The following is a 24,271-nucleotide window of genomic DNA, read 5'->3' as shown; positions in this document are numbered from 1 at the left end:
CGAGCTGGCATCTGGACAATGAGGCATTTTTGTTGATCGCTACGCGATGGAAGACGCCGCTTCTGCTCGGCATTATCTTCTCTCCTGTGTTCCTGGCCGGTTGCAGCCAGACCACGTCTTCGCATGGCCTGTCGGTCGCCAGCCTGACCGACGCCATCACGCCCAGCTTCCTTTCGACGCGCGCCTACCGCAACACGCCGAAGGAGAAGGAATGCCTGGAGCGGGCGATGTTCTTCGAGTCCAACCGCTCGAGCCGTGACGGCATGATCGCCGTCGGCACGGTGGTGATGAACCGGCTGCGCTCCGGCAATCATGGCAGCACCATTTGCCAAGTGGTTGGCGAACCGGGCCAGTTCGCGCCCGGCGTGATGACGCGGGCGATGAATTCGAAAGCGATGCCCGATGTCGAGGAGGCCGCCGATGCGGTGCTCAAGGGCGAGCGCAAGGCCAAGCTGAAGAACACGATGTACTTCCACACCGCCGGACTGAGGTTCCCCTACAAGAACATGCATTACACCATGGTTGCCGGCGGCAACGCCTTCTACGAGAAGCGCGGTCGCAACTGGCAGCCGCTGCCGGATGAATCCACGACCATGGTTGCCTCGGCGCAGCCGCGCGCGCCTGTGCCTGAAGCGCCGTTGCAGGTTGCCTACGCCGAGCCGGTGGTGAAGACCATTGTCCGTCCAGATCCGGCCAAGCAGGCCGCGGCGGTTCGCGCAGCCAAGGCGACACGTGCCCCGGCCGAGCAGACCTATGTGACGGCTTCCGCGGCGCCCGCCAAGAGCGCCCGCGTCGCCGCCAAGCAGACGGAGGTGGCGATGCAGGAGCCGATGGCCGAGCCCGATGCCTCGCGTTTCGGCGGCACGCTGAACGCCCGCTACATCACCTCGGTTCCATCGGCAACGCAGGAAGCGTCGATGGGCTTCCAGTCGACGCCTGAGAACACCGACGCTATCGGCGCAATGATCGTCGATCAAACCCGGCCGCTCTCAGCCTACTGACGCCTAAAACAGTTTCCGAGCCCGCCATGGCAGCATGGCGGGCTCGGTGCGTATGCGCATGTTTCAAAGCGCGCGGAAAAATCCTAGATCAGTGCGATGTCGAAGCGAATCGCCGGTCCCGAGATCGAACGCCTGATCCAGCTCCTGGCCAAGGTCCCGGGGCTAGGGCCGCGTTCGGCCAGGCGTGCGGCACTGCACCTCATCAAGAAGAAGGAGCAGCTTTTGTCGCCGCTCGCCGCCGCCATGGCTGAAGCCGCCGACAAGGTGCGCATCTGCACGACCTGCGGCAATGTCGATACCTCCGACCCTTGCATGATCTGCACCGATCCGCGCCGCGATGCCTCGACGCTGATCGTCGTCGAGGATGTCTCCGACCTCTGGGCGCTGGAGCGGGCCGCGGCCATGAATGTGCGCTACCATGTGCTCGGCGGCACGCTGTCGCCGCTCGACGGCATCGGCCCCGACCAGCTCAATGTCCGCTCGCTGGTCGACCGCGTCGCCGGCGGCGAGGTGAAGGAGGTGATCCTCGCCGTCAACGCCACCGTCGAGGGCCAGACGACGGCGCATTATCTCACCGACCAGTTGTCGGGCTTCGAGGTCAAGGTGACACGACTTGCCCATGGCGTGCCGGTTGGCGGCGAGCTTGATTATCTGGATGAGGGTACGCTGGCAGCCGCGTTGCGATCGCGGACGGCGTTTTGACGCAATTGGCGGGGATGCTCCGGAGATGGCAGCATTCCTTCGGGCCCCCCTCTGTCCTGCCGGACATCTCCCCCTCAAGGGGGGAGATCAGCAGCTTCTCGGGCGGCATTCTTCTTTCAACGCTGGTGGTTGGCGAAAACCGAAGCGACAGCCAATCTCCCCCCTTGAGGGGGAGATGTCCGGCAGGACAGAGGGGGGCGCGACAGAACGCGGATCTTTCGGATTGGCGCTCGTTGCGCTCCTCGCATCCCTTGTTGCCCTGCTTTTTGTAGCCCCCGCCTCCGCTGCCAAAATCGATGACCAGTTCCGCGCCTGGCTGCAAACCGATCTCTGGCCGCAAGCCCAGACCAAAGGCATCTCCAAATCCACTTTCGACGCCGCTTTCGACGGCGTGAAGCCGAACCTCAAATTGCCCGACCTCGTCCTGCCCGGCGAGAAACCCAAAACCCCGCAAAAACAGCATCAGGCCGAGTTCGGTTCGCCCGGCGCCTATTTCGCCGAAAAGACGGTGCGCGCCGTCACGTCAGGTGCGCGCACGCGCGAGGCGGCCAACGCCAAGACGCTGGCTGCGATCGAAAAGCGCTACGGTGTCCCGGGCGAGATACTGTTGGCGATCTGGGGCCGCGAGACCGGCTTCGGCGCGGCGAAAATGCCCTACGACGCCTTCGAGGTGCTCGGCACCAAGGCATTCATGTCGACCAAGAAGGACTTCTTCCGCACCGAGGTGCTGGCGGCGCTCGAGATCGTCGAGCATGGGTTGGCGCCGGTCGGCGCCATGAAATCGTCCTGGGCCGGCGCGCTCGGCCAGCCGCAATTCATGCCGACCTCGTTCCTGAAGCACGCCGTCGACTACGACGGTGATGGGCACCCGGACATCTGGAATTCGACGCCGGACGTGCTGGCCTCGATCGCCAATTTTCTCGTCCACTATGGCTGGGTGAAGGGGCGTGGCTGGGGTTTCGAGGTGACGGTTCCGGAAAGCGTTTCCTGCTCGCTCGAAGGTCCCGACCAGGGCAAGAAGATCTCAACCTGGGCGGCGATGGGAATCAGCCGCGTCGGCGGCAAAGCCTTTCCGGCCAACGAACTGAAGGCGGAAGGGTTCCTGTTGATGCCGGCCGGACGCAGCGGTCCGGCCTTCATCGCCACGCCGAATTTTTACGTGCTGAAGCAATACAACACCAGCGACCTCTACGCCCTGTTCATCGGCCATGGCGCTGACCGCATCGCCCATGGCGATGCTGATTTTGTCCGCAGCTGGGGTGCGGTCGGCGGCCTGCAACGTTCCGACATCGCCGCGCTGCAACGGGCGCTGGAGGCCAAGGGCTACGATGTCGGCAGCGCCGATGGTCTGCCCGGCTTCAAGACCCGCCGCTCGATCGGCTCCTGGCAGGAAAAGAACGGCCGCCCCGCCACCTGCTTCCCCGACGCCGATCTGGTTGCTGCCATCAAGTAACACCGAAAAGAGCAGATTTTTCCCCATCGGCGGCTGCAATTGGCTCGCCCATGCTTCGACGCGCACAGCATATTCCGGTCCAGTATGCCGGCTCGCAAAAATGCCCGTTGCCGGTTGGAGGGCTGCCGGATAGGGTGTTGACCAACTGGAAAAAAATCAACACGGTATGGGGTCTAACGGTCGTCCTCCGGCCGCGAAAAAGATTACTGCAGCCCTGAGCCGGGAACTCGGGGTCAACAATCAACAAAACAGGGAACAATCATCATGATGATGGAAAAGTTTGCTCTACGTTCGCGCGTCTGGCTCGCAGGTGCTGCCATGTCCGCTCTGCTCATTGGCGTCGCGCCGGCCTTTGCCGTGACCCCCGCCGACACGCTGGTCGAAGGTTTTGCCATCGACGACATCATCTCCATGGATCCGGGCGAGGCGTTCGAACTGTCGACCGCCGAAGTCACCGGCAACACCTATGATCTGCTGGTCCGCCTCGACCTCAGCGACACCTCCAAGGTCAAGGGCGACCTTGCCGAGAGCTGGACCGTCTCCGACGACGGCCTGGTCTATACGTTCAAGCTCAAGCCCGGCCTAAAGTTCGCTTCGGGCAATCCACTGACAGCCGGCGATGTCGCCTATTCCTTCGAGCGCGCCATCAAGCTGGACAAGCCGCCAGCATTCATCATCAACCAGTTCGGCATCAGCGGCGACAACGTCGCCGACAAGGCCAAGGCCGTCGACGACACCACCTTCCAGTTCACCGTCGACAAGGCCTATGCGCCGAGCTTCGTGTTAAACTGCCTGTCGGCAACGGTCGCTTCGGTCGTCGACGCAAAGCTGGTCAAGGAACATGTCGCCGCGGTGACGCCGAGTGCCGACTACAAATGGGACAACGATTTCGGCAACGCCTTCCTGAAGACCGGTTATGCCGGCTCCGGCGCCTACAAGCTGCGCGAATGGCGGGCCAATGAGGTCGTCGTGCTCGAGCGCAACGACAATTACAATGGCGAGAAGGCCAAGCTCGCCCGCGTCATCTACCGCAACATGAAGGAAAGCTCGGCACAGCGCCTGGCGCTCGAAGCAGGCGACATCGACGTTGCCCGCAACCTCGAGCCGAACGATCTCGACGCCATCGCCAAGAATGCCGATCTCACCACGACCAGCGCGCCGAAGGGCACGGTCTATTATATCAGCCTCAACCAGAAGAATCCGAACCTCGCCAAGCCCGAGGTTCGCCAGGCGTTCAAATATCTGGTCGACTACGATGCGCTGAGCACGACCATCCTCAAGGGCATTGGCGAGATTCACCAGACCTTCCTGCCCAAGGGCGTTCTGGGCGAACTGGACGAAAATCCGTTCAAGTTCGACGTCGCCAAGGCCAAGGAACTGCTGACCAAGGCCGGCCTGGCCGACGGCTTCAGTGTAACCATGGACGTACGCACGGGACAGCCGACCACCGGCATGGCGGAATCGATCCAGCAGACGCTTGGCCAAGCCGGCATCAAGCTGGAAATTATCCCCGGCGACGGCAAGCAGACGCTGACCAAATACCGCGCCCGCAATCATGACATCTATATCGGCCAGTGGGGCCAGGACTATTTCGATCCGAACTCCAACGCCCAGACCTTTGCCTCAAACCCGGACAATTCGGATGAAGGCAAGACCAAGACGCTGGCCTGGCGCAATGCCTGGGACATCCCGGACCTGACAAAGCAGACCGAAGCAGCCTTGCTGGAGAAGGATGCCGGCAAGCGCGCCGATATGTACAAGAGCCTTGAAAAGACGATCCTCGACACCAGCCCCTTCGTCATCATCCACCAGCAATTGGAAGTGGCAGGCCTGCGCAAAAACCTGAAAGGCTTTGCGCTCGGTCCGAGCTTCGACACCAACTTCGTCGGCCCGGTCTCCAAGGAATAGCGCCGGCGGACGCGCCCTGATGAGCGCGATTGAAAACCAGGCGACGGCGGGGCAGGGAAGCGCCCGCGCCGTCGCTATCTTGTTGGCGATCGGCCGCTTCCTGGTCATCGCCGTCACCACCTATCTCGGCCTGCTCGCGGTGACCTTTTTCATCGGCCGCGTCATCCCGATCGATCCGGTGCTGGCGGTGCTCGGCGACCGCGCACCGGCCAATGTCGTCGAGCGCACCCGCCGCGAGATGGGGCTCGATCTTCCGTTGATCGAGCAATTCTATATCTATCTCAAGCATGCGCTGAACGGTGATTTCGGCACCTCGGTGCTGACCACCAATCCGGTGATGACCGACATCCGCCGCGCCTTTCCGGCAACGATCGAACTGGCGACGCTGGGCACTCTGATAGGCTCGTTGATCGGCGTGCCGCTCGGCGTGCTGGCAGCGGTAAAACGCGGCAGTCTCATCGACCAGATCGTTCGCATTGTCGGCCTGATTGGCTATTCCGTGCCTATCTTCTGGATCGGGCTTCTGGGGCTTGTCCTGTTCTACGCCAAGCTCCAATGGGTAGCTTTTCCCGGCCGCCTCGACATCGTCTACGAGTACACATTCACACCGATCACCGGCTTCTACCTGCTCGACGCCGCGCTGCAGGGCCAGTGGGATGTCTTCTACGACGCTTACCGCCACATCATCCTGCCGGCAGGGCTGCTGGGCTATTTCTCGCTCGCCTATATCAGCCGAATGACGCGCTCCTTCATGCTGAACGAGCTGTCGCAGGAATACATCGTCGCCGCGCGCGCCAAGGGCCTGTCTGAAACGCGAATCATCTGGGGCCATGCGCTGCGCAACGCCGCGGTGCCGATGGTCACGGTGATCGCGCTGTCCTATGCCGGGCTGCTCGAAGGTTCGGTGCTGACCGAGACGGTGTTCTCCTGGCCCGGCATCGGCCTCTACATCACCAATTCGCTGCAGAACGCCGACATGAACGCCGTGCTCGGCGGCACCATCGTCATCGGTTCGGTGTTCATCGGCATCAATCTCCTGTCCGATGTTCTCTACAAGGTGCTCGATCCGAGGACGAAGACAGGATGAGCGCCGAAGCAATCCAAACGCGCCGCGATTGGCTGCTCAGCGATCGGCCGGCCTCGCGCATGCAGGCAAGGCTCGGCCGCGCCTATGTCGCCTGGCGGCGCTTTTCCGCCAACCGGCTGGCGTTTCTCGGCCTGCTCATCATCATCGCGCTGCTGCTGGTCGCCGCCTTTGCCGATGTGCTGGCGCCCTATTCGCCGACTATCGGCGAACTCAAGAATGCCCGGCTTTTGGCGCCGAGTGCGGCGCATTGGTTCGGCACCGACGATCTCGGCCGCGATATCTATTCGCGCATTCTTTTTGGCTCGCGCTGGACCCTCTATGTCGTCATTCTTGTCGCTGTCATCGCAGCCCCCATCGGCCTTTTGGTCGGCACCGTCGCCGGCTATGCCGGCGGCTGGACCGATGCCATTCTGATGCGCATTACCGACATCTTCCTCGCCTTCCCCAAGCTGATCCTGGCACTGGCCTTTGTCGCGGCCCTTGGCCCCGGCATCGAAAACGCGGTGCTGGCCATCGCCATCACCTCGTGGCCGCCTTACGCCCGAATTGCGCGGGCCGAGACGATGACCGTGCGCAATTCGGATTACATCAAGGCGGTGCAATTGATGGGCGCCTCTCCGTTCCGCATCGTGCTGCGCCACATCATGCCGCTCTGCATCTCTTCGCTCATCATCCGGGTGACGCTCGATATGGCCGGCATCATCCTCACCGCCGCCGGCCTCGGCTTCCTCGGCCTGGGCGCCCAGCCGCCGCTGCCGGAATGGGGCACGATGATCGCGTCCGGCCGCCGCTTCGTGCTCGACCAATGGTGGGTGGCCGGCGCGCCGGGCTTCGCCATCCTCATCGTCAGCCTCGGCTTCAACCTGCTTGGCGACGGCCTGCGCGATGCGCTCGATCCCCGGAGTGGCGATCAATGAGTGGTGACCAATGAGCGGTGCACTTCTCGATGTCGACGACCTGCGCGTCACCTTCCCGACTCGGACCGGCCTCATCCAGGCGGTGCGCGGCGTCACTTTTTCGCTTGGCCGAGAGCGGCTGGGCATTGTCGGCGAAAGCGGCTCCGGCAAGTCGCAGACCGGCCGCGCCATCATGGGCCTGACGCCGCCGCAGGCGCTAGTGTCGGCCAAGAAGCTCGCCCTCGACGGCATCGACCTTCTGGCCATACCGGCCCGTCAGCGCCGGGCGCTGCGCGGCAAACGCATCGCCATGATCCTGCAGGATCCGAAATATTCGCTCGACCCCGTGATGAGCATCGGCCGCCAGATCGTCGAGACGCTGCGCACGCATGAAAAGGTCTCCAAGGCCGAAGCGCGCGAGCGGGCGCTGGCCATGCTGGAAGCTGTGCAGATCCGCGATCCCTCGCGTGTCTTCGACCTGCATCCGCACGAGGTGTCCGGCGGGATGGGCCAGCGCGCCATGATCGCAATGATGCTGATCGCCGGACCGGAACTGATGATCGCCGACGAGCCGACCTCGGCGCTCGACGTCACCGTGCAGCTCGATGTGCTCGGCATCCTCGACCGCTTGGTCAGTGAGCGCGGCATGGGCCTGATCTTCATCTCGCACGATCTGCGGCTGGTCGCCTCCTTCTGCGACCGCGTCATCGTCATGTATGCCGGCAAGGTGGTCGAGCAGCTCAAGGCGTCGGAGCTGCGCGACGCCCAGCATCCCTACACGCGCGGCCTGCTCAACTGCATGCCCAGGATCGGTTACGAACGCCACCCGCTGCCGGTGCTCGACCGCAAGCCGGAGTGGGCGGCATGACGCCAGCCATTTTGATTGAAGGGCTGGAGGTGGTGTTCGACCGTTTTCGCGCGCTGAAAGGGGCGAACCTCGAGGTGAAGTCTGGCGAATCCTTCGGCCTGGTCGGCGAGAGCGGTTCCGGCAAGTCGACGCTGCTCAAAGCCATTGCCGGCCTGGTGCCTGTCGCATCCGGTACTATCACGGTCAATGGCAAGACGCTGGGAGCGCGCCGCGACAAGGCTTTTTATCGCGAAGTGCAGATGGTCTTCCAGGACCCGTATGGTTCGCTGCACCCGCGTCAGACCGTCGACCGCCTGCTACAGGAACCGCTCGCCATTCACGGCTTTGCCGATGGCGAGCAACGCATCCAGCGCGCCCTTGACGAGGTCGGATTAGGCAACGGTTTCCGTTTCCGCTACGCGCACCAGCTCTCCGGAGGTCAGCGTCAGCGCGTGGCGATCGCGCGGGCGCTCATCCTCGAACCGTCGATACTGCTGCTCGACGAACCGACATCGGCGCTCGACGCTTCGGTGCAGGCCGAAGTGCTCAACCTGCTCGAAGAAATTCGCCGGCGGCGCAAGCTGACCTTCCTGATGGTCAGCCACGACCTCGCCATCATCACCCATATGTGCGAGCGCCTGATGGTGATGCAGAATGGCGAAGCGGTGGAAAATCTCACCGCGGGCCAGCTGATCGGGCATCGGGTGGAGAAGGATTATACGCGCAATCTGTTGAGGGCGAGCGAGGGGTTTGTGCGGACCGCTTGAATCTGGGGTTTCCTATGGCGGAATGGAAGTTCGAAGACCCACCCAACGTCGCGGTGTTGTCGGACACAAGCATATTTAAACGTGGTGACTGGATCGCATACGTTGTGCACGAAGCTGATGACGACGATAACCACAACGATGAGGGTGGCAGTTGGCAATTTCATAGCAGCGACAAGAAAAATCGAGATGAACCCGAGATAATGCTCGTCAGCCTCCAGAATGTGGTTCAGCGGGATGAGAGCATCCTGGAATTGGCCGATTTGCCAAAAGGCTGGCATGCTTGGCGCGATTCAAAATTGTCCCCCTGGCAGCGCGCTAAATCACTCCCTGTACCCTCCAACGACAACGAGTGATGCAGCAGGGCTAAGTCGAGCTTTGCGCCAGTTCGCCGTTCTCCGGAACAGATGGTTCGTCCCCCTGCTTAGGCTCCTTGATCCTGAACCACGTCACATAAAGCGCCGGCAGGAATAGCAGCGTGATCGCCGTGCCGGCGATGATGCCGCCCATCATGGCGTAGGCCATCGGGCCCCAGAACACTTCGCGCGCGATCGGGATCAGCGCCAGGCTGGCGGCCGCGGCCGTCAGCGCGATCGGCCGCATGCGGTGCTCGGTCGCTTCGATACGGCTTCCCAGCGGTCTTGGCCCTCGGCCACCAGATCCTTGATCTGCACGATCAGGATCACCGAGTTGCGGATCAGGATGCCGATCAGCGCCAGGACGCCCAGAATGGCGACGAAGCCGAGCGGTGCGCCGCTCGGCACCAGGGCCGCGACCACGCCGATCAGGCCGAGCGGCGCCACCGCCACCACCAGGAACAGGCGCTGAAAACTTTGCAACTGGATCATCAGGATGGTCGCCATCACGAACAGCATCAGCGGCACCACCGCTGCGATCTGTCCCTGGCTTTTTGCGCTTTCTTCGACCGAGCCGGCGGTTGCAACGGAATAGCGGGCGGCAGTTTGGCGATGAAGGCGTCGACCGACGGCTTCATCAATTCGTTGACGACGGTGGCCGGCAGCACGTCGCCAACGAGGCCCGCGCGAACGGTGATCGTCGGGATGCGGTTGCGCCACCACACCGTCGGCTGTTCGAGGTCGTAGCGGAAGTCGCCGCTGCCGCGAGCGGGATCGCTTCGCCGTTCCCGGTGACGGGTGAGCTGTCACGGACTGCCCCGTACGTGTATCGGTCGGCTGGTTAAGACCGGTCTGTCGAAGTGGCCCGCATCGACGACAGGCCCAATCGCCCGGCGGCGGTGCCAACTTGAGGAAAACGTGAAATAAGGTCAGAAGAGGCCTTGGCATTCATCTAACGAGAACGGGCGTCGGCCCAATGAGGGACGAAATGAAGAACGCAGCCATTTCCGAGCGCAAGAACCAGTCGATCTCGCGCGGCGTCGGCATGACAACGCAGATCTATGCCGACCGCGCCGAGAATTCGGAGATCTGGGATGTAGAAGGCCGCCGATACATCGATTTCTCCTCGGGCATCGCCGTCGTCAACACCGGCCACCGCCATCCCAGGGTGATCGAGGCGGTCAAGGCACAGCTCGACCGCTTCACCCATACCTGCCACCAGGTCGTGCCCTATGAGAGCTATGTGCGGCTGGCCGAACGGCTGAACGGCATGCTGCCCGGCAAGTTCGAGAAGAAGACCATCTTCGTCACCACGGGCGCTGAAGCCGTCGAGAACGCCATCAAGATCGCCCGCAACGCCACTGGCCGCCAAGCCGTCATCGCCTTTGCCGGCGGCTTCCACGGCCGCACCTTCATGGGCATGGCGCTGACCGGCAAGGTCGTGCCCTACAAGGTCGGCTTCGGCGCCATGCCGGGCGACGTCTACCACGCGCCGTTTCCGGTGCCGCTGCACGGCGTGTCTACAGCCGATTCGCTGGCTGCACTCGACAAACTGTTCAAGGCCGATGTCGATCCGGCTCGCGTTGCCGCCATCATCATCGAGCCGGTCCAGGGCGAGGGCGGCTTCTACGACGCGCCGCGCGAATTCCTGACGGCGCTGCGCAAGCTCTGCGACCAGCACGGCATGCTGCTGATCGCCGATGAGGTGCAGACCGGCTTTGCCCGCACCGGCAAGATGTTCGCCATGGATCATCATGAGGTCGCGGCCGACATTACCACCATGGCGAAAAGCCTGGCCGGCGGCTTCCCGCTGGCGGCGGTCACCGGCCGCGCCGAGATCATGGATGCGCCCGGTCCTGGCGGGCTCGGCGGCACCTATGGCGGCAGCCCGATCGGTGTCGCCGCAGCACACGCCGTGCTCGACGTAATCGAGGAAGAAAAGCTGTGCGACCGCGCCAATACGCTGGGCGCCCGGCTGAAACAGCGGCTGCAGTCGATCCGCGACGATGTGCCCGAGATTGTCGACATCAGGGGTCTCGGCTTCATGAACGCGGTCGAGTTCAACGACGTCAAGAAGGGCCTGCCGTCGGCCGAGATCGCCAATGCGATCCGGCTGAAGGCGCTCGACAAGGGACTGATCCTGCTGACCTGCGGCGTCTACGGCAACGTCATCCGTTTCCTCGCCCCGATCACCATCCAGGACAATGTCATGAACGAGGCGCTGGACATTCTGGAAAGCTCGATCCGCGAAGTCTGCGCTGCCTAGCGCAAACCCTACCTCCCCCTTGTGGGGAGGTCGGACCGCAGGTCCGGGTGGGGGGCCTCGCGCCGACCCCAACCCCGCTTCGCAGCGACCCTCCCCACAAGGGGGAGGGTAAGTGCGTCTAGCCCGCAGCCCGTGCCGGCTCATCCTGCTGGAACGCGGCCAGCGCCGCCTTCAGCCCATCAGGCCCTTCCGCAACAGTCTGCGCCATCGGCGAAAACCCGGCCCCGAGCATCTTGCGGCCCAGCATATGGTCGCCCGGCCTGTTGACGGATTCGATGCCGAGCAGCCGGCTTCCAGCATAGTGGTAGATCGAGAACTTGTTCTCAGCGAGGTCGCCCAGCACGACATGGCTGTCGCCGCCCGAGGTCAGCCCGACCATCTGCAGTTTCATGTCGCCGATGTCAGACCAGAACCACGGCACCGCCGCATAGGCGTCCGTATGGCCGGTGATCGTGCGTGCGGCAAGCCGCGCCTGGTCGGTGGCGTTCTGCACCGATTCCAGCCGCACGTCGCCGCCGGTCGACCAGTGGCGGTAGGAAGCGGCGTCGCCGATGGCCAGAATATCAGGCACTGAGGTGCGCATCTGTTGGTCGACGCGGATGCCATTGGCGACAGTCAGTCCGGCAGCCTGAGCAAGTTCGACATTCGGCACGGCGCCGATGCCGACGATGACCATGCGCGCGGGCAGCCTTTCGCCGGTGGAGGTGATGGCAGCGCAGACATGGCCGTTTTCCCCTTCCAGCCTGGCAATGGTGGTGCCGGTGAGGATACGCACGCCGATCGCCTCCAGCCGTTGGCGGACATGGCTCGCCACCACCGGCGCCACGGCGCGGCCAAGCAGCCGGTCGACAGCCTCGACCAGGGTGACGTTGCGGCCGGCGGCCCTCAGCGTAGCCGCGATCTCCAGCCCGATGAAGCCGCCGCCGAGGATGACCACGTCTTCGCTTTGGGCGCTGAGCTGGCGGATCAGCCGCGCATCGGCGATCGAGCGCAGCGACAGCACGCCCGAGAGGTCGGCGCCCGGCAGCGGCAGGAGCCGCGGCCGCGAACCGGTGGCCAGGATGAGCCGGTCGAACGGCAGCACGCCGCCGCCTGCTATGTCCAGCTTGCGGCCTGCCGTATCGATGCTGTCGATTCGGACGCCCGGCCTGAAGTCGATGGCGCTGCCGGTGTAAAAGGCCTCGCCGCGCAAGGGTTGCGGCTTGGCATCGGCGTCCTTGATGAAGGTCTTCGACAGCGGTGGCTTGTGATAGGGCAGATCGGTTTCGTCGCCGATCAGTATGACAGGCCCGTCATAGCCTTCCTCGCGCAGGCTGGCGGCCGCTTGCACGCCCGCATGACCCGCACCGACAATGACGACCCCGTTCTTCATCGCAACCCGAATTCCTGTTTCAAATCTGGAGCATGATGCCGAAAAGTGTGAAGCGGTTTTCGGACGACATCATGTTTTGATTGTGAGCCGTTCCGCCAGATGGCGATTGTCTGCCGCCGTCGCAAGAGCCCCGGTCCGGGTCGCACCCGGAACGGTCGCTTGTCAATCGCGGCGTCTCTCACCTTGGCTGCTGGCTATACGATTGAAAGTTGACAGTCCCAGTTTAGAATAATTCTAAACTGTTGTTTCAATTGAATTTTCTAGGGTTGACCAGTTGACTTCCGGCCTCGCCATCGTTTTATGGAGGCTCGCGCGTCAGCGCACCCCTTTGATGTTTGGGCCTTGAACCCGTTCGATTGGAGGCATTTGGTGTCTTTCTTCCGTGAGCCGCGCAATGGCGCGGCATCTGTGGTGTCCTACGGCATGCCTATGTCCCGGCACCGTTTGGCACGTGCGCCTTTTACCGAATCCCCTTTGAACTGGAGAATGATGATGACAGCGCGATATGGCGGCAGGCTGGCTGCGATCGGTGCCACGGCAATGTTGACGGCGGCGGTTTTCATTCTGCCGGCCAAGGCGGCGGAGATCGATGCCAAGGCGGTCATCAAGACCTATTCCGACATCGCGCTGGCCAAGTACGAGGATTCGCTGACCACGGCGCAGGCGCTCGACAAGGCTGTCGACGCGCTGCTTGCCAACCCGTCGGCGGACACGCTGAATGCCGCCCGCGATGCCTGGAAGGCGTCGCGCGTGCCCTACCAGCAGACCGAGGTCTACCGCTTCGGCAACAAGATCGTCGACGACTGGGAAGGCAAGGTGAACTCCTGGCCGCTGGACGAAGGGCTGATCGACTACGTCGCCAAGAGCTACGGCACCGAGTCCGACGCCAACGCGCTCTACACCGCCAATGTCATCGCCAACAAGGAAATCGACATCAACGGCAAGAAGGTCGACGCCTCCAGGCTGACGCCGGAATTCCTCTCCGGCACGCTGCAGGAGGCCGGCGGCATCGAGGCCAATGTCGCCACCGGTTATCACGCCATCGAATTCCTGCTCTGGGGCCAGGATTTGCACGGCACCGGCCCGGGCGCCGGCGAGCGTCCGTACACCGACTACGACCTCAAGAACTGCACCGGCGGCAATTGCGATCGCCGGGCCGAGTATCTGAAGTCGGCCAGCGATCTTCTGGTCTCCGACCTGCAGGAGATGGTCGGCAACTGGAAGGAAGACGGCGCCGCCCGCAAGAACCTCGTCGATGGCCAGCCGAACACCGCTATCTCGGTGATCTTCACCGGCATGGGCTCGCTGTCCTACGGCGAACTGGCCGGGGAGCGCATGAAACTCGGCCTGCTGCTGCACGATCCCGAAGAGGAGCACGACTGCTTCTCGGATAATACCTACAACTCGCATCTCTATGACGCTATCGGCATCCGCGCCGCCTATCTCGCCAGCTACACGCGCATCGACGGCACCGTCGTTTCAGGCCCGTCGGTGCACGATATGGTCAAGGCGGCCGATCCGGCGATCGACAAGGAACTGTCCGACAAGCTCGATGTCTCGGTCGCCAAGATGGAGGCGATCAAGGCGCGGGGAGTGGCCGGCGAGGCCTACGACCAGCAGATCGCCGAGGGCAACACCGAAGGCAATGCTACCGTGCAGGCGGCAATCGACGCGCTGGTCGACCAGACCAAGTCGATCGAACGCGCCGTCGGCGCGCTGAAGCTGAACAACATAGCCTTCGAGGGGTCCGACAGCCTCGACGCACCGGACAAGGTGTTCAAGTAGCACCCCAACCAACCACCAGCCAAACGGCGCGGAGGGGCGCCGTCAGCCAGAGCCAATCCATGCTGATCTGCCATTGCAACATCATCACCGAAAAGGAGATTGAGCAGACGATCGTCGATCTGCTGGATCAGGACCCCTGGCAACTGATCGTGCCGGCGAAGGTCTATCACACGATGCAAAAGCGCGGTCGCTGTTGCGGCTGCTTCCCAAATGTGGTCGAAACGATCATTCGGGTCACCGAAAATTACCACACCCGTTCGGAGGCGAGCGGCGTGGACATCGTTTCACACCTGGATCGCGTCAGAGGCCTGCGCGTCCAATATGGGAGCAGAATCCATGAAAGGCGAACCGCAGATCATCGAGCGGCTTAACGAGGCTCTGTTCCTGGAGCTTGGCGCCGTCAATCAATACTGGGTGCATTTCCGCCTGCTCGAAGATTGGGGATATGCCAAGCTGGCAAAGAAGGAACGCGCCGAATCGATCGAGGAGATGCACCATGCCGACCGGCTGGTGGCCCGTATCATCTTCCTCGAAGGGCATCCCAATTTGCAGTCCGTGGCGCCGTTGCGCATCGGCCAGAACGTCAAGGAAGTGCTCGAATCCGATCTCGCCGGCGAATATGACGCACGCACCGCCTACAAGCGTTCGCGCGAGATCTGCAACGAAGCCGGCGACTACGTGACGATGAAGCTGTTCGAGGAATTGCTGGCGGATGAGGAAGGTCACATCGACTTCCTCGAGACGCAGCTCGACCTCCTTGCCTCGATCGGCGAGGAAAAATACGGCCAGCTCAACGCCGCATCGGCGGACGAGGCGGAATAGGACCATGCAGGAATGCGGCGCCCCCTAGATATTCTGCGCCGCTTGGGGCGGGCTAACGGCCCGCTGCTCCTCAAAAACCCGCGATGCCAGGCGTTTCGTGGGCTTTCGGTTGTAATCCTGGCGGCAATTTTGGCCCCGGCCCTGGCCGGATCGTCGGAACCGGTCGGCCTCGCCACGAGCCGCACCGACCTGACGCCGAAGGACCGGTCCCGCGTCCTTGCCGTTACCAGGCCAACCCATGATTTCTCCAAGCCCGAATCCTTCGAAACGATGCAAGGCGGCGCCGGCACGTCGCGCAAGCAGGTCGACCGCGACGCCTTCTCGCAACCGTCTGAAAACATCACCTTCGAGGAACAGGGCAATTTCAAGCTCGGCAATGCGCTTTTCCGCAAGAACTGGGTGTCGTCGCCATCCTCGACCCAGGCCTCGGACGGTCTCGGACCCCTGTTCAACGAGCGCGCCTGCCAGAATTGCCATTTGAAGGATGGCCGCGGCCGCCCGCCGGCCGCCGACAGCCGCACCACGTCGATGTTCCTGCGGCTGGCGCGCGATGCGAGCACGGCCGAGGAAAAGACCGAGATCGCCGCGCACAAGGTGCTGAACTTCCCCGATCCGGTCTACGGCGCGCAGTTGCAGGAACTGGCGGTGCCCGGCCTCAAGGGCGAAGGCCGCATGTATGTCGATTATCGCGAGGAAAAGGTCACGCTCGGCGACGGTAGCATCGTTTCGCTGCGCAAGCCGAGCTATTCGGTCGACGGGCTTGGCTACGGCCCGCTTGACCCGCGCACCACGCTGTCGCCACGTCTGACCCCGCCCATGATCGGCCTTGGCCTGATCGAACAGATCGCGCCGGCCGACATCCTTGCCCATGCCGATCCCGACGACCGCGACGGCATTTCCGGCAAGCCCAACATGGTGCGTGACCTCAGCAGCGGGCAACTGACGCTTGGCCGCTTCGGTTGGAAGGCGCAGACCGCATCGATCCCCCAGCAGGCGGCGGACGCCTTTGCCGGCGACATCGGCATTTCGACGCCGGAAGAGCCCAGTCACTGGGGCGATTGCACCGCCGCAGAAAAGGCCTGCCTCGACATGCCCAATGGCGTGCAGAAGCGGCTCGGCCCGGTCGAGGCGCCACCACCGGTGATGGACCTCGTCACCTTCTATTCGCAGAACCTGGCCGTGCCGGCGCGGCGCGATGTCGGCGCACCCGCCGTGCTCGCCGGCAAGAAGCTGTTCTACGAGATGGGCTGCATTGCCTGTCATACGCCGAAATTCGTCACCATGCGCGGGAACAAGGCGCAGGCGTTCCAACTGATCTGGCCCTATTCCGACTTTCTGCTGCACGACATGGGGCCTGGCCTTGCCGACGGCCAGGCGGTGGGCGATGCCACGGGCAGTGAATGGCGCACCCCGCCGCTATGGGGCATCGGCCTGACAAAGACCGTCAACGGCAACGCTTTCTTCCTGCATGACGGGCGTGCGCGCACGCTTACCGAAGCGATCCTGTGGCATGGCGGCGAGGGGCAGAAGGCGCGCGATCGCTTTGCCGCCGCCAATACGGCCGACCGCGATGCTCTCATCAAATTCCTGGAGTCATTCTGATGCTCAAGCGGGTTTTGCCTGTTCTACTCCTCCCATTGGCTCTGTTCGGTGCGTCCCCGGCATCGGCCTCGGTGAAAGCCTCCGATGTCATTCAAAGAGCGATCGACGGATTTGTCCGCCCCGCCTATGCCAGCCTGCATGGCCATGCCGGCACCTTGGCGAAGGCCATGGACGCGCTCTGCCAGGCGCCGTCGCAGGGCAACCTCGATGCCGCGCATGCCGGATTCTCGGCCACGGTCGCAGCCTGGTCGTCGGCTGAAATCATCGGCTTCGGGCCAATCAAGGAGAACAACCGGCTGGAGCGCATGCTCTACTGGCCGGACCGAAAGAGCATCGGCCTGAAGCAGGTGCAGGCGGCGCTGGCCGGCAAGGATCCGACCGCCACCGATCCGGCGCAGCTGGCGGGCAAGAGTGTCGCGATGCAGGGATTAGGGGCGCTGGAGTTCGTGCTTTACGGCGACGGCGCCGAGACGCTCGTCGGCAAGGACGAGCCCTATCGCTGCGCCTATGGCGCGGCAGTCGCCAAGAACATCGAGACCATGGCGGCCGATGTCGACGCGGCCTGGAAAAAACCGGACGGTTTTGCAGCCTTGTGGGCTAATCCCGGACCCGACAATGCGCTTTACCGCGACGGCACCGAAGCGGTGACCGAACTGGTCGGCGTCTTCATCAACGAGCTGGAAATGGTCCGCGACGTGCGCCTCAAAGGTTTTTTCGGCGCCAAGCCGGAGGCTGACAAGCCAAGGCAGGCGATCTACTGGCGGTCGCAAAACACCGGCCTGTCATTAGCCGGCAACCTCTCCGGCATTGATGCGCTGTTCCAGGCCTCGAAGCTCGGCGACGCGCTGCCCGAGGATAGCAGATGGATGGCGGAATCCATCCATATCCAGCTCATCAATGGCGTTGCCACTGCCAAATCCATCCAGGGTCCGATCGACAAGACGCTGGCCGATCCCGCGGAGCGCGGAAAACTCGAGCATTTCGCGCTGATCACCTCCAGCCTGTCGGGCCTGATCGGCACCAGGCTGACCGCCGAGTTCGGCCTGACCGCCGGCTTCTCCTCGCTCGACGGAGACTGATCATGAGGACGCCACTGATCGACCGCCGCAATTTTCTCAGGGCTGCCGGCGCCGGCTTGGTCGCGTCAATGGCGCCGCGGGCCTGGGCGGACACGCTTGCCGCCGATGCCGTCTTTGCCACCGCCTTCGTCAAGCGCGACGGCAGCTTTGGCGCCGCTGTGTTGTCGGAAGCCGGAAAAGTATTGCATGCGATCGACCTGCCCGACCGTGGCCACGACGTCACCTTCGATCCGGTCTCGAAGCGCTCCGTGGTCTTCGCCCGGCAACCCGGCACCTTCGCCGTGGTCTTCGACCATGCCGGCCGCGAGCCGCCGCTGACCATCGCCAGCATCACCGGTCGGCATTTCTTCGGCCACGGTGTGTTTTCCACCGACGGCGCGCTGCTTTACGCCACCGAAAACAATTTCGACAATGCCGCCGGCGTGGTCGGGATCTACGACGCACGGGCCAAGTTCAGCCGCATCGGCGAGTTTCCGACCTATGGCATGGGGCCGCATGAGCTCTTGCTGCTCGGAGACGGCCGGACGATCGCCATCGCCAATGGCGGCATCGAGACCCATCCCGACTATGGCCGCGCCGAGCTCAACATCGCCACCATGAAGCCGTCCTATGTGCTGGTCGATCGCACAACCGGCGATCTCATCGAAAAGCACGAACTGCCGCCGGCTCTGCACCAGCTGTCGATTCGCCACATGGATGCCGACCCCACAGGCACCATCTGGTTCGGCTGCCAGTACCGCGGGCCGGGCACCGAGCGGCCACCGCTGGTCGGCCGCGCCACGCGCGGCAAGGGGCTGCAGCTGCTCGACATGCCGCAGGACGTGCTATCCGGCTTCCGGAATTACATCGGCTCGGTCGCCGCCAACCCGATTGCCGGCACGGTCGCGGTGTCTTCGCCGGAAGGCAATTCGCTGGCCGTCATCGACGCCGCCAGCGGCAAGATCGTCGCCACCAAGGCGCTGGTCGAGGTCTGCGGCCTGGCGCCCGACGGCCCGGGCTTCATGGCAACCACGGGTGCCGGCGAAATCATCGAAGGCAGCGGCGCGACGCGCTCCGAGCCCGACTATGTCTGGGACAACCACATGCTGCGCATCGCGCCGGCGGCGTAAGCCGTCCGGCCTGCACCGAAGCGAAGCCGCTTAACAATTTACGCGCTGGCTCTTGCGGCGGCGCGCCGTGGCGGGCAGAGGGAGACTGTTTTTCGAACCGGTCGCCCATGAAACTGCTCGCCATCGACTGTGCCGCCAATCTCTGCGCCGCTTGTGTCTATGACGCATCGGGCGGCAGAGAACTTGGCCGCTCGGTACTCGATCTCGGCAAAGGCCATGCCGAACACCTGATGGCTGTCATTGACGAAGCGCTGAAAGCGGACGGCACCGATTATGCCGGCCTTGGCGCCGTTGCGGTTTCCATCGGTCCGGGTTCCTTCACCGGCCTGCGGGTGGGCGTCTCGGCGGCGCGCGGCCTGGCGCTGGCGCTGAAGATCCCGGCGATCGGGGTAACGACACTGGAGGCGCTGGCGGCCGAGGCGAGGGCGGCATTTCCCGGCCGCCCGGTCCTGGCCGCTCTCGATGCCGGCCGCGAGGAAATCCATGCCGCGCTTTCCGATGCGGAAGCGATTTTGCGCTATGGTCCGGCGGTGACCACACTTGCGCAAGCCGCGGGAATGGCGGCGGACAATCGTCCGGTGCTTGCCGGCACGGCCGCCGTGCAGATCGCAGCCGCGGCCGGTCGCGATTTCGATATCGGCCCGACGGCTGCCACCGCCGACATTGCCGTCTACGCCCGGCTCGCCGCTGCAAAAGGCGAGGGCGACAAGCCGAAGCCACTCTATCTGCGCGGCGCCGATGCCAAGGCGCAGGCCGGGTTCATCCTGTTGAGGCAGGAAAAGTGATGCGCATCCCTTTCCTCCAGCCGCGCCGCAGGGACTATGCGCTCGAGCCGCTGACCATCGCCGACAGCCCGGCAGCGTCGGTGCTGCACCGCGAGGATTTCGTCCGGCCCTGGACCGATGGCGAGTTCGCCGCGTTGCTCGAACAGGAAACCGTGTTCGGCTATGCCGCGCGCGAAATCGGCCAGGGCGCCAAGCCGCCGGTCGGCTTCGTGCTGGCCAGGCTTGCAGCCGGCGAGGGCGAGATTCTGACCGTGGCGGTGGCGCGCTCGCATCGCCGCCAGGGGCTCGGCTGGCAATTGATGGACGCCGTACTGCGCGAATTGCATGCGCAGCGCGCCGAGGCGCTGTTCCTTGAGGTCGACGAGACCAATGTCGCTGCCATCGCCCTCTACCGGCGGCTGGGCTTCCGCCAGGTCGGCCACCGCGCCAATTATTACCGCTCGACCGAACATGGTCCTACCGGCGCGCTTGTCATGCGCCGCGATCTTCGCTAGCCAAAGTTTTGGGGCAGGGCCAAGCTGCATGATCGGAAAAATCAGGATTTTCCTGGCGCTGAGCCTCGTTGTCATCGGTTCGCTGGTCCTTGTGCCTTTGCAGCTGCTGTCGATGAAGACTGGAATCTGGCGTGAGACGGTCATTCTGAAGGCCTGGCACAGCCTCATCGTCCGGACGCTCGGCCTGCGCATCCATGTCAAAGGTGCGCTGTCCAGCCAGCGCCCGCTGCTGGTCGCCTCGAACCATATCTCCTGGACCGACATCATGGTGCTGGGCTCCTTTGCCGATGTGACCTTCATCGCTCGGGCGGACATGGAGGGATGGCCGCTGATCGGCTGGCTGTCGAAACTGCAGCGTACGGTCTTCATCGAACGCGAGCGTAAGCGGACAGCTGGCGACCAGGCCAGCGAGATCGCCAGCCGCATGGCCAAGGGCGACGCCATGGTGCTGTTTGCCGAGGGCTCTACCGGCGACGGCAACACCATCCTGCCGTTCAAGAGCACCTTGTTCGGCGCCGCCTCGATGGCGATTTCGGAAGGCGCGGCCGAGCAGGTCTTCATCCAGCCGCTGGCGATTGCCTACACGCGGGTGCACGGCGTGCCTCTCGGCCGTCGCCACCGGCCGCTCGCTGCCTGGATCGGCGATCAGGACCTGATGCCGCATCTCAAGGTGCTGATGGCCGAAGGCGCCATTGACGTCGAGGTGCATTTCGGCGAGCCCATCGCCTTTTCCAAGGGCTCGAACCGCAAGGAAACGTCGAGGATGATGGAAAGCAAGGTGCGCGCCATGATGCAGGCCGCGCTCGCCGATCCCCGACCGAGCCGCTAGCGCAGGCCGAGCGCCTACAGGCCGATGCCGGAGAATCGTCTGTTTTTTGTCACGGAAAGGCGTTAGAAGCCGCCGGATGGATTTGAACACGATAGAGCGGAACGAAACCGACAGCGCCTTGCAAAGCGCTGCTGCGGCGTCCGCCCCGGCCAAAAAGGTCTTCGTCAAGACCTATGGCTGCCAGATGAATGTCTATGACTCACAGCGCATGACCGATGCGCTGGCCGCCGACGGCTACACCGCGACCGATGTCATCGCCGACGCGGATCTGGTGCTGCTCAACACCTGCCATATCAGGGAGAAGGCGGCGGAAAAGGTCTATTCCGAGCTCGGCCGCATCCGCGACATGAAGGCTGAACGCGCAGCAGTTGGGCGCGAAATGCTGATCGGCGTCGCCGGTTGCGTCGCGCAGGCCGAAGGCGCGGAAATCATCCGCCGTTCGCCTGCTGTCGATCTGGTCATCGGCCCGCAGACCTATCACCGGCTGCCCGATGTGCTGGCCCGGGTGCGTGGCGGCGAGAAGATCGTCGAGACCGAATACGCCATCGAGGACAAGTTCGAGCATCTGCCGCAGCCGAAGCGCGCCGAAATGATCAAGCGCGGCGTCACCGCCTTCCTCACGGTGCAGGAAGGCTGCGACAAATTCTGCACCTTCTGCGTCGTGCCCTATACCAGGGGCTCGGAAGTGTCGCGGCCGGTGGCGCAGATCGTCGCCGAAGCCGAGCGGCTGGCCGATGCCGGTGTGCGCGAGGTGACGCTGCTGGGGCAGAACGTCAATGCATGGCACGGCAATGGTGAGGATGGCATGGAATGGGGGCTTGGTCGCCTGCTGTTCCGGCTGGCCGAAATTCCTGGCCTGGCGCGGCTGCGCTACACCACCAGCCATCCGCGCGACATGGACGACGAATTGATCGCTGCCCATCGCGATCTCCCGGCTTTGATGCCTTATCTGCACCTGCCGGTGCAATCCGGGTCAGACCGCATCCTCAAGGCGATGAACCGCAGGCACACGGCCAAGGACTATCTGGCGCTGCTCGAGCGCATCCGCGCGGCCCGCGGCGACATCGCGCTGTCCGGTGACTTCATCGTCGGCTTCCCCGGCGAAACCGAGGCGGATTTCGAGGCGACGATGGGTCTGGTGCGCCAGGTGAACTACGCCTCGGCCTTCTCGTTCAAATATTCGCCGCGTCCCGGCACGCCGGGCGCCGATATGCCCGATCACGTGCCGGAAGCGGTCAAGGACGAGCGTCTGCAACGCCTGCAGGCGCTGCTGCTGAAACAACAGCAGGATTTCGGCCTGAGCCTGCTCGGCAGCACCATCGACACGCTGATCGAGAAGCCCGGACGTCAGGCCGGCCAGAAGGTCGGCCGCTCGCCCTGGCTGCAGCCGGTTATTGTTGATGAAAAGGCCGGGGAAATCGGTGACATTATCCGGGTGCGAATCACGAAGACGGGCTACAATAGCCTGTTCGCCGAGTTGGCTTGATGGCCTCGGCAGATGAGGAGAGACGGTTGAGCGCTGCTGAAGTGAAGACTCTGCCCCAGAACCAGACATCCGGGGCCTCTGACATGGCGCACATCGTTCTGACTTTCGACAACAACAAGCTTGCCAGCGCCCTGTACGGTCAGTTCGACGAGAATTTGGCCCGGCTTGAGCAGAAGCTCGGCGTCGACATCCGCTCGCGCGGCAACCAGTTGACCATCAAGGGCTCGGCCTCGGCGGCCGAGCAGGCGCGCCGCGCGCTCGACAATCTCTACGGCATTCTCCAGAAGGGCACCGATATCGGCCAGTCCGACGTCGATGGCGCCGTGCGCATGGCGATTGCCGCCGACGACCAGCTGACGCTGCCGACGCTGGAACGCAAGGGCAAGGTTTCGGCCGCCCAGATCTCCACCCGCAAGAAGACGATCTATGCCCGTTCGCTCAACCAGGACGCCTATATGCGGGCGCTGGAGCGTTCGGAACTTGTCTTCGGCATTGGCCCCGCCGGCACCGGCAAGACCTATCTGGCGGTGGCGCATGCGGCGATGCTGCTCGAACGCGGCATGGTCGAGCGCATCATCCTGTCACGCCCAGCGGTCGAGGCCGGCGAGCGGCTGGGTTTTCTGCCCGGCGATATGAAGGAAAAGGTCGATCCGTACCTGCGGCCCCTCTATGACGCGCTCTACGACATGATGCCGGCCGACAAGGTCGAACGTGCTATCGCTGCCGAGGTCATCGAAATCGCGCCGCTGGCCTTCATGCGCGGCCGCACGCTGGCGCATGCCGCCGTCATCCTCGACGAGGCGCAGAACACCACGCCGATGCAGATGAAGATGTTTTTGACCCGCCTCGGCGAGAATTCGCGCATGATCGTCACCGGCGATCCGACGCAGATCGATCTGCCTCCAAGCACCAAGTCGGGCCTCGTCGAAGCCTTGCGTGTCCTTGACGGCGTGGCCGGCGCGGTAACCGTGCGCTTCAACGATGTCGACGTTGTGCGCCACCCGCTGGTGGCCGAAATCGTCAGGGCCTATGACCGCGACGCCAAGCTGGCACGCGGCCTCGGCGCCGAGAGCTGATGTGACGATGCGGGCTCATGCCTGAAGACATAAGACCTGGCGGCGGGGACAGTTCGGTTCCCGTCGAGATCGATATGTCGGTCGAGGCCGGCGACTGGCCCGATGAGGCGGCGCTGACGCGTCTGGTCGATCGCGCCGTGTCGGCTGCCTTTGCCGAAACCGCTGCTGCCGGTCCTTCCGAACTCAGCATCGTCTTTTCCGACGATGCCCATATCCGTACCCTCAATGTCGGCTGGCGCGGCAAGGACAAGGCGACCAACGTCTTGTCTTTCCCGGCTTTTCCGTTCCCCAGGGGTGGCAAGCTGCCGCCCATGCTGGGTGACATCGTGCTGGCCGCCGAGACGGTGGCGCGCGAAGCAGCCCTGGAAGACAAGCCCTTCGAGAACCATATCACCCATCTCGTCATCCACGGCCTGCTGCATTTGCTGGGCTACGATCACGAGACCGATGCAGAGGCCGAGGAGATGGAAGCCATCGAGCGCTCAGCGCTCGCAAGGCTTGCCATTCCCGATCCCTACACGTAATGACAAAAGACCAATTGACCGGACGACG

The 24,271-nt window shown here is 63.6% G+C and carries 23 protein-coding genes and 1 pseudogene; 22 read left to right on the top strand and 2 right to left on the bottom strand.

Features of this window, described 5'->3' with window-relative positions:
* The first annotated feature begins 32 nt into the window (after nucleotides 1-32).
* From NLY42_RS03490 to NLY42_RS03450, 9 genes are all read left to right on the top strand, one after another.
* Nucleotides 33-1,001, top strand: a complete 969-nt coding sequence (locus NLY42_RS03490) for a cell wall hydrolase (RefSeq protein ID WP_023669520.1) — start codon at nucleotides 33-35, stop codon at nucleotides 999-1,001.
* Between the two features lie 96 nt (nucleotides 1,002-1,097).
* Complete coding sequence (recR, locus tag NLY42_RS03485) at nucleotides 1,098-1,703, top strand: recombination mediator RecR (RefSeq protein ID WP_023669521.1); 606 nt, start codon at nucleotides 1,098-1,100, stop codon at nucleotides 1,701-1,703.
* A 175-nt stretch (nucleotides 1,704-1,878) separates the two neighbouring features.
* A complete protein-coding gene (locus tag NLY42_RS03480) occupies nucleotides 1,879-3,156 on the top strand; it encodes a lytic murein transglycosylase (protein ID WP_023755174.1) in 1,278 nt (425 codons plus the stop codon).
* A gap of 264 nt (nucleotides 3,157-3,420) precedes the next feature.
* On the top strand, nucleotides 3,421-5,064 hold the full coding sequence (locus tag NLY42_RS03475) for an ABC transporter substrate-binding protein (RefSeq protein ID WP_023708185.1): 1,644 nt from the start codon (nucleotides 3,421-3,423) through the stop codon (nucleotides 5,062-5,064).
* Nucleotides 5,065-5,083: 19 nt separating this feature from the next.
* Complete coding sequence (locus NLY42_RS03470; protein WP_023669524.1) at nucleotides 5,084-6,151, top strand: ABC transporter permease; 1,068 nt, start codon at nucleotides 5,084-5,086, stop codon at nucleotides 6,149-6,151.
* A complete protein-coding gene (nikC, locus tag NLY42_RS03465) occupies nucleotides 6,148-7,068 on the top strand; it encodes a nickel transporter permease (RefSeq protein ID WP_023738173.1) in 921 nt (306 codons plus the stop codon). The genes NLY42_RS03470 and nikC overlap by 4 nt, the downstream gene beginning before the upstream one ends.
* Before the next feature lie 10 nt (nucleotides 7,069-7,078).
* Nucleotides 7,079-7,915, top strand: coding sequence for an ABC transporter ATP-binding protein (locus tag NLY42_RS03460; RefSeq protein WP_023682023.1), 837 nt, complete (start codon nucleotides 7,079-7,081; stop codon nucleotides 7,913-7,915).
* Nucleotides 7,912-8,661 carry an ABC transporter ATP-binding protein gene (locus NLY42_RS03455; RefSeq protein WP_023755173.1) on the top strand — a complete coding sequence of 250 codons (750 nt, stop codon included), beginning with the start codon at nucleotides 7,912-7,914 and terminating at the stop codon, nucleotides 8,659-8,661. Before NLY42_RS03460 ends, NLY42_RS03455 begins: the two co-directional genes overlap by 4 nt.
* Nucleotides 8,662-8,675: 14 nt before the next feature.
* Nucleotides 8,676-9,014 carry a DUF2185 domain-containing protein gene (locus NLY42_RS03450; protein WP_023755172.1) on the top strand — a complete coding sequence of 113 codons (339 nt, stop codon included), beginning with the start codon at nucleotides 8,676-8,678 and terminating at the stop codon, nucleotides 9,012-9,014.
* Between the two features lie 10 nt (nucleotides 9,015-9,024).
* On the opposite strand, the pseudogene NLY42_RS03445 reads toward NLY42_RS03450, so the two are convergent.
* Nucleotides 9,025-9,801: pseudogene (locus NLY42_RS03445) on the bottom strand (efflux RND transporter permease subunit); the annotation flags it as partial.
* Nucleotides 9,802-10,002: 201 nt separating this feature from the next.
* Between NLY42_RS03445 and NLY42_RS03440 the strand changes: the two are divergent.
* The gene (locus NLY42_RS03440; protein WP_023755169.1) at nucleotides 10,003-11,280 is read left to right on the top strand and encodes a 4-aminobutyrate--2-oxoglutarate transaminase; all 1,278 of its coding nucleotides are present in this window, start codon (nucleotides 10,003-10,005) and stop codon (nucleotides 11,278-11,280) included.
* Nucleotides 11,281-11,398: 118 nt separating this feature from the next.
* Here the strand turns inward: NLY42_RS03440 and NLY42_RS03435 are convergent, their stop codons facing one another.
* Nucleotides 11,399-12,652: an NAD(P)/FAD-dependent oxidoreductase gene (locus NLY42_RS03435; protein WP_286489062.1), complete on the bottom strand. Its 1,254-nt coding sequence runs from the start codon at nucleotides 12,650-12,652 to the stop codon at nucleotides 11,399-11,401.
* 492 nt (nucleotides 12,653-13,144) lie between these two features.
* Here NLY42_RS03435 and NLY42_RS03430 point away from each other — a divergent pair, with 492 nt between their 5' ends.
* The 12 genes from NLY42_RS03430 to ybeY all read left to right on the top strand — a co-directional run bounded on the left by NLY42_RS03430 (nucleotide 13,145) and on the right by ybeY (nucleotide 24,243).
* On the top strand, nucleotides 13,145-14,437 hold the full coding sequence (locus NLY42_RS03430; protein WP_023755167.1) for an imelysin family protein: 1,293 nt from the start codon (nucleotides 13,145-13,147) through the stop codon (nucleotides 14,435-14,437).
* 59 nt (nucleotides 14,438-14,496) lie between these two features.
* Nucleotides 14,497-14,808, top strand: a complete 312-nt coding sequence (locus tag NLY42_RS03425) for a (2Fe-2S)-binding protein (protein ID WP_023669536.1) — start codon at nucleotides 14,497-14,499, stop codon at nucleotides 14,806-14,808.
* Nucleotides 14,774-15,259, top strand: a complete 486-nt coding sequence (bfr, locus tag NLY42_RS03420; RefSeq protein ID WP_023669537.1) for a bacterioferritin — start codon at nucleotides 14,774-14,776, stop codon at nucleotides 15,257-15,259. The genes NLY42_RS03425 and bfr overlap by 35 nt, the downstream gene beginning before the upstream one ends.
* 12 nt (nucleotides 15,260-15,271) lie before the next feature.
* Nucleotides 15,272-16,861 carry a di-heme oxidoreductase family protein gene (locus tag NLY42_RS03415; protein WP_023755166.1) on the top strand — a complete coding sequence of 530 codons (1,590 nt, stop codon included), beginning with the start codon at nucleotides 15,272-15,274 and terminating at the stop codon, nucleotides 16,859-16,861.
* Nucleotides 16,861-17,940: an imelysin family protein gene (locus NLY42_RS03410; protein ID WP_023730920.1), complete on the top strand. Its 1,080-nt coding sequence runs from the start codon at nucleotides 16,861-16,863 to the stop codon at nucleotides 17,938-17,940. The genes NLY42_RS03415 and NLY42_RS03410 overlap by 1 nt, the downstream gene beginning before the upstream one ends.
* A gap of 2 nt (nucleotides 17,941-17,942) precedes the next feature.
* Nucleotides 17,943-19,049, top strand: coding sequence for a DUF1513 domain-containing protein (locus tag NLY42_RS03405; RefSeq protein ID WP_023688748.1), 1,107 nt, complete (start codon nucleotides 17,943-17,945; stop codon nucleotides 19,047-19,049).
* Nucleotides 19,050-19,156: 107 nt separating this feature from the next.
* Entirely contained in the window at nucleotides 19,157-19,834 is a 678-nt protein-coding gene (gene tsaB, locus NLY42_RS03400) for a tRNA (adenosine(37)-N6)-threonylcarbamoyltransferase complex dimerization subunit type 1 TsaB (RefSeq protein WP_023755165.1), read from the top strand.
* Nucleotides 19,834-20,328, top strand: coding sequence for a ribosomal protein S18-alanine N-acetyltransferase (gene rimI, locus NLY42_RS03395; protein WP_023669542.1), 495 nt, complete (start codon nucleotides 19,834-19,836; stop codon nucleotides 20,326-20,328). Before tsaB ends, rimI begins: the two co-directional genes overlap by 1 nt.
* 28 nt (nucleotides 20,329-20,356) lie before the next feature.
* On the top strand, nucleotides 20,357-21,157 hold the full coding sequence (gene olsA / locus NLY42_RS03390; RefSeq protein ID WP_023669543.1) for a lyso-ornithine lipid O-acyltransferase: 801 nt from the start codon (nucleotides 20,357-20,359) through the stop codon (nucleotides 21,155-21,157).
* 184 nt (nucleotides 21,158-21,341) lie between these two features.
* Complete coding sequence (gene miaB, locus NLY42_RS03385) at nucleotides 21,342-22,643, top strand: tRNA (N6-isopentenyl adenosine(37)-C2)-methylthiotransferase MiaB (RefSeq protein WP_245263567.1); 1,302 nt, start codon at nucleotides 21,342-21,344, stop codon at nucleotides 22,641-22,643.
* Nucleotides 22,644-22,726: 83 nt separating this feature from the next.
* A complete protein-coding gene (locus tag NLY42_RS03380) occupies nucleotides 22,727-23,719 on the top strand; it encodes a PhoH family protein (RefSeq protein WP_027049340.1) in 993 nt (330 codons plus the stop codon).
* A gap of 17 nt (nucleotides 23,720-23,736) precedes the next feature.
* Nucleotides 23,737-24,243 (top strand): rRNA maturation RNase YbeY, encoded by a 507-nt coding sequence (gene ybeY / locus NLY42_RS03375; protein WP_023755164.1) that lies wholly within the window; start codon nucleotides 23,737-23,739, stop codon nucleotides 24,241-24,243.
* Nucleotides 24,244-24,271 lie beyond the last annotated feature (28 nt).

The organism is Mesorhizobium sp. C372A (assembly GCF_030323245.1).
Lineage (GTDB): Bacteria > Pseudomonadota > Alphaproteobacteria > Rhizobiales > Rhizobiaceae > Mesorhizobium.
This window is presented reverse-complemented; position numbering and strand designations above follow the sequence as displayed.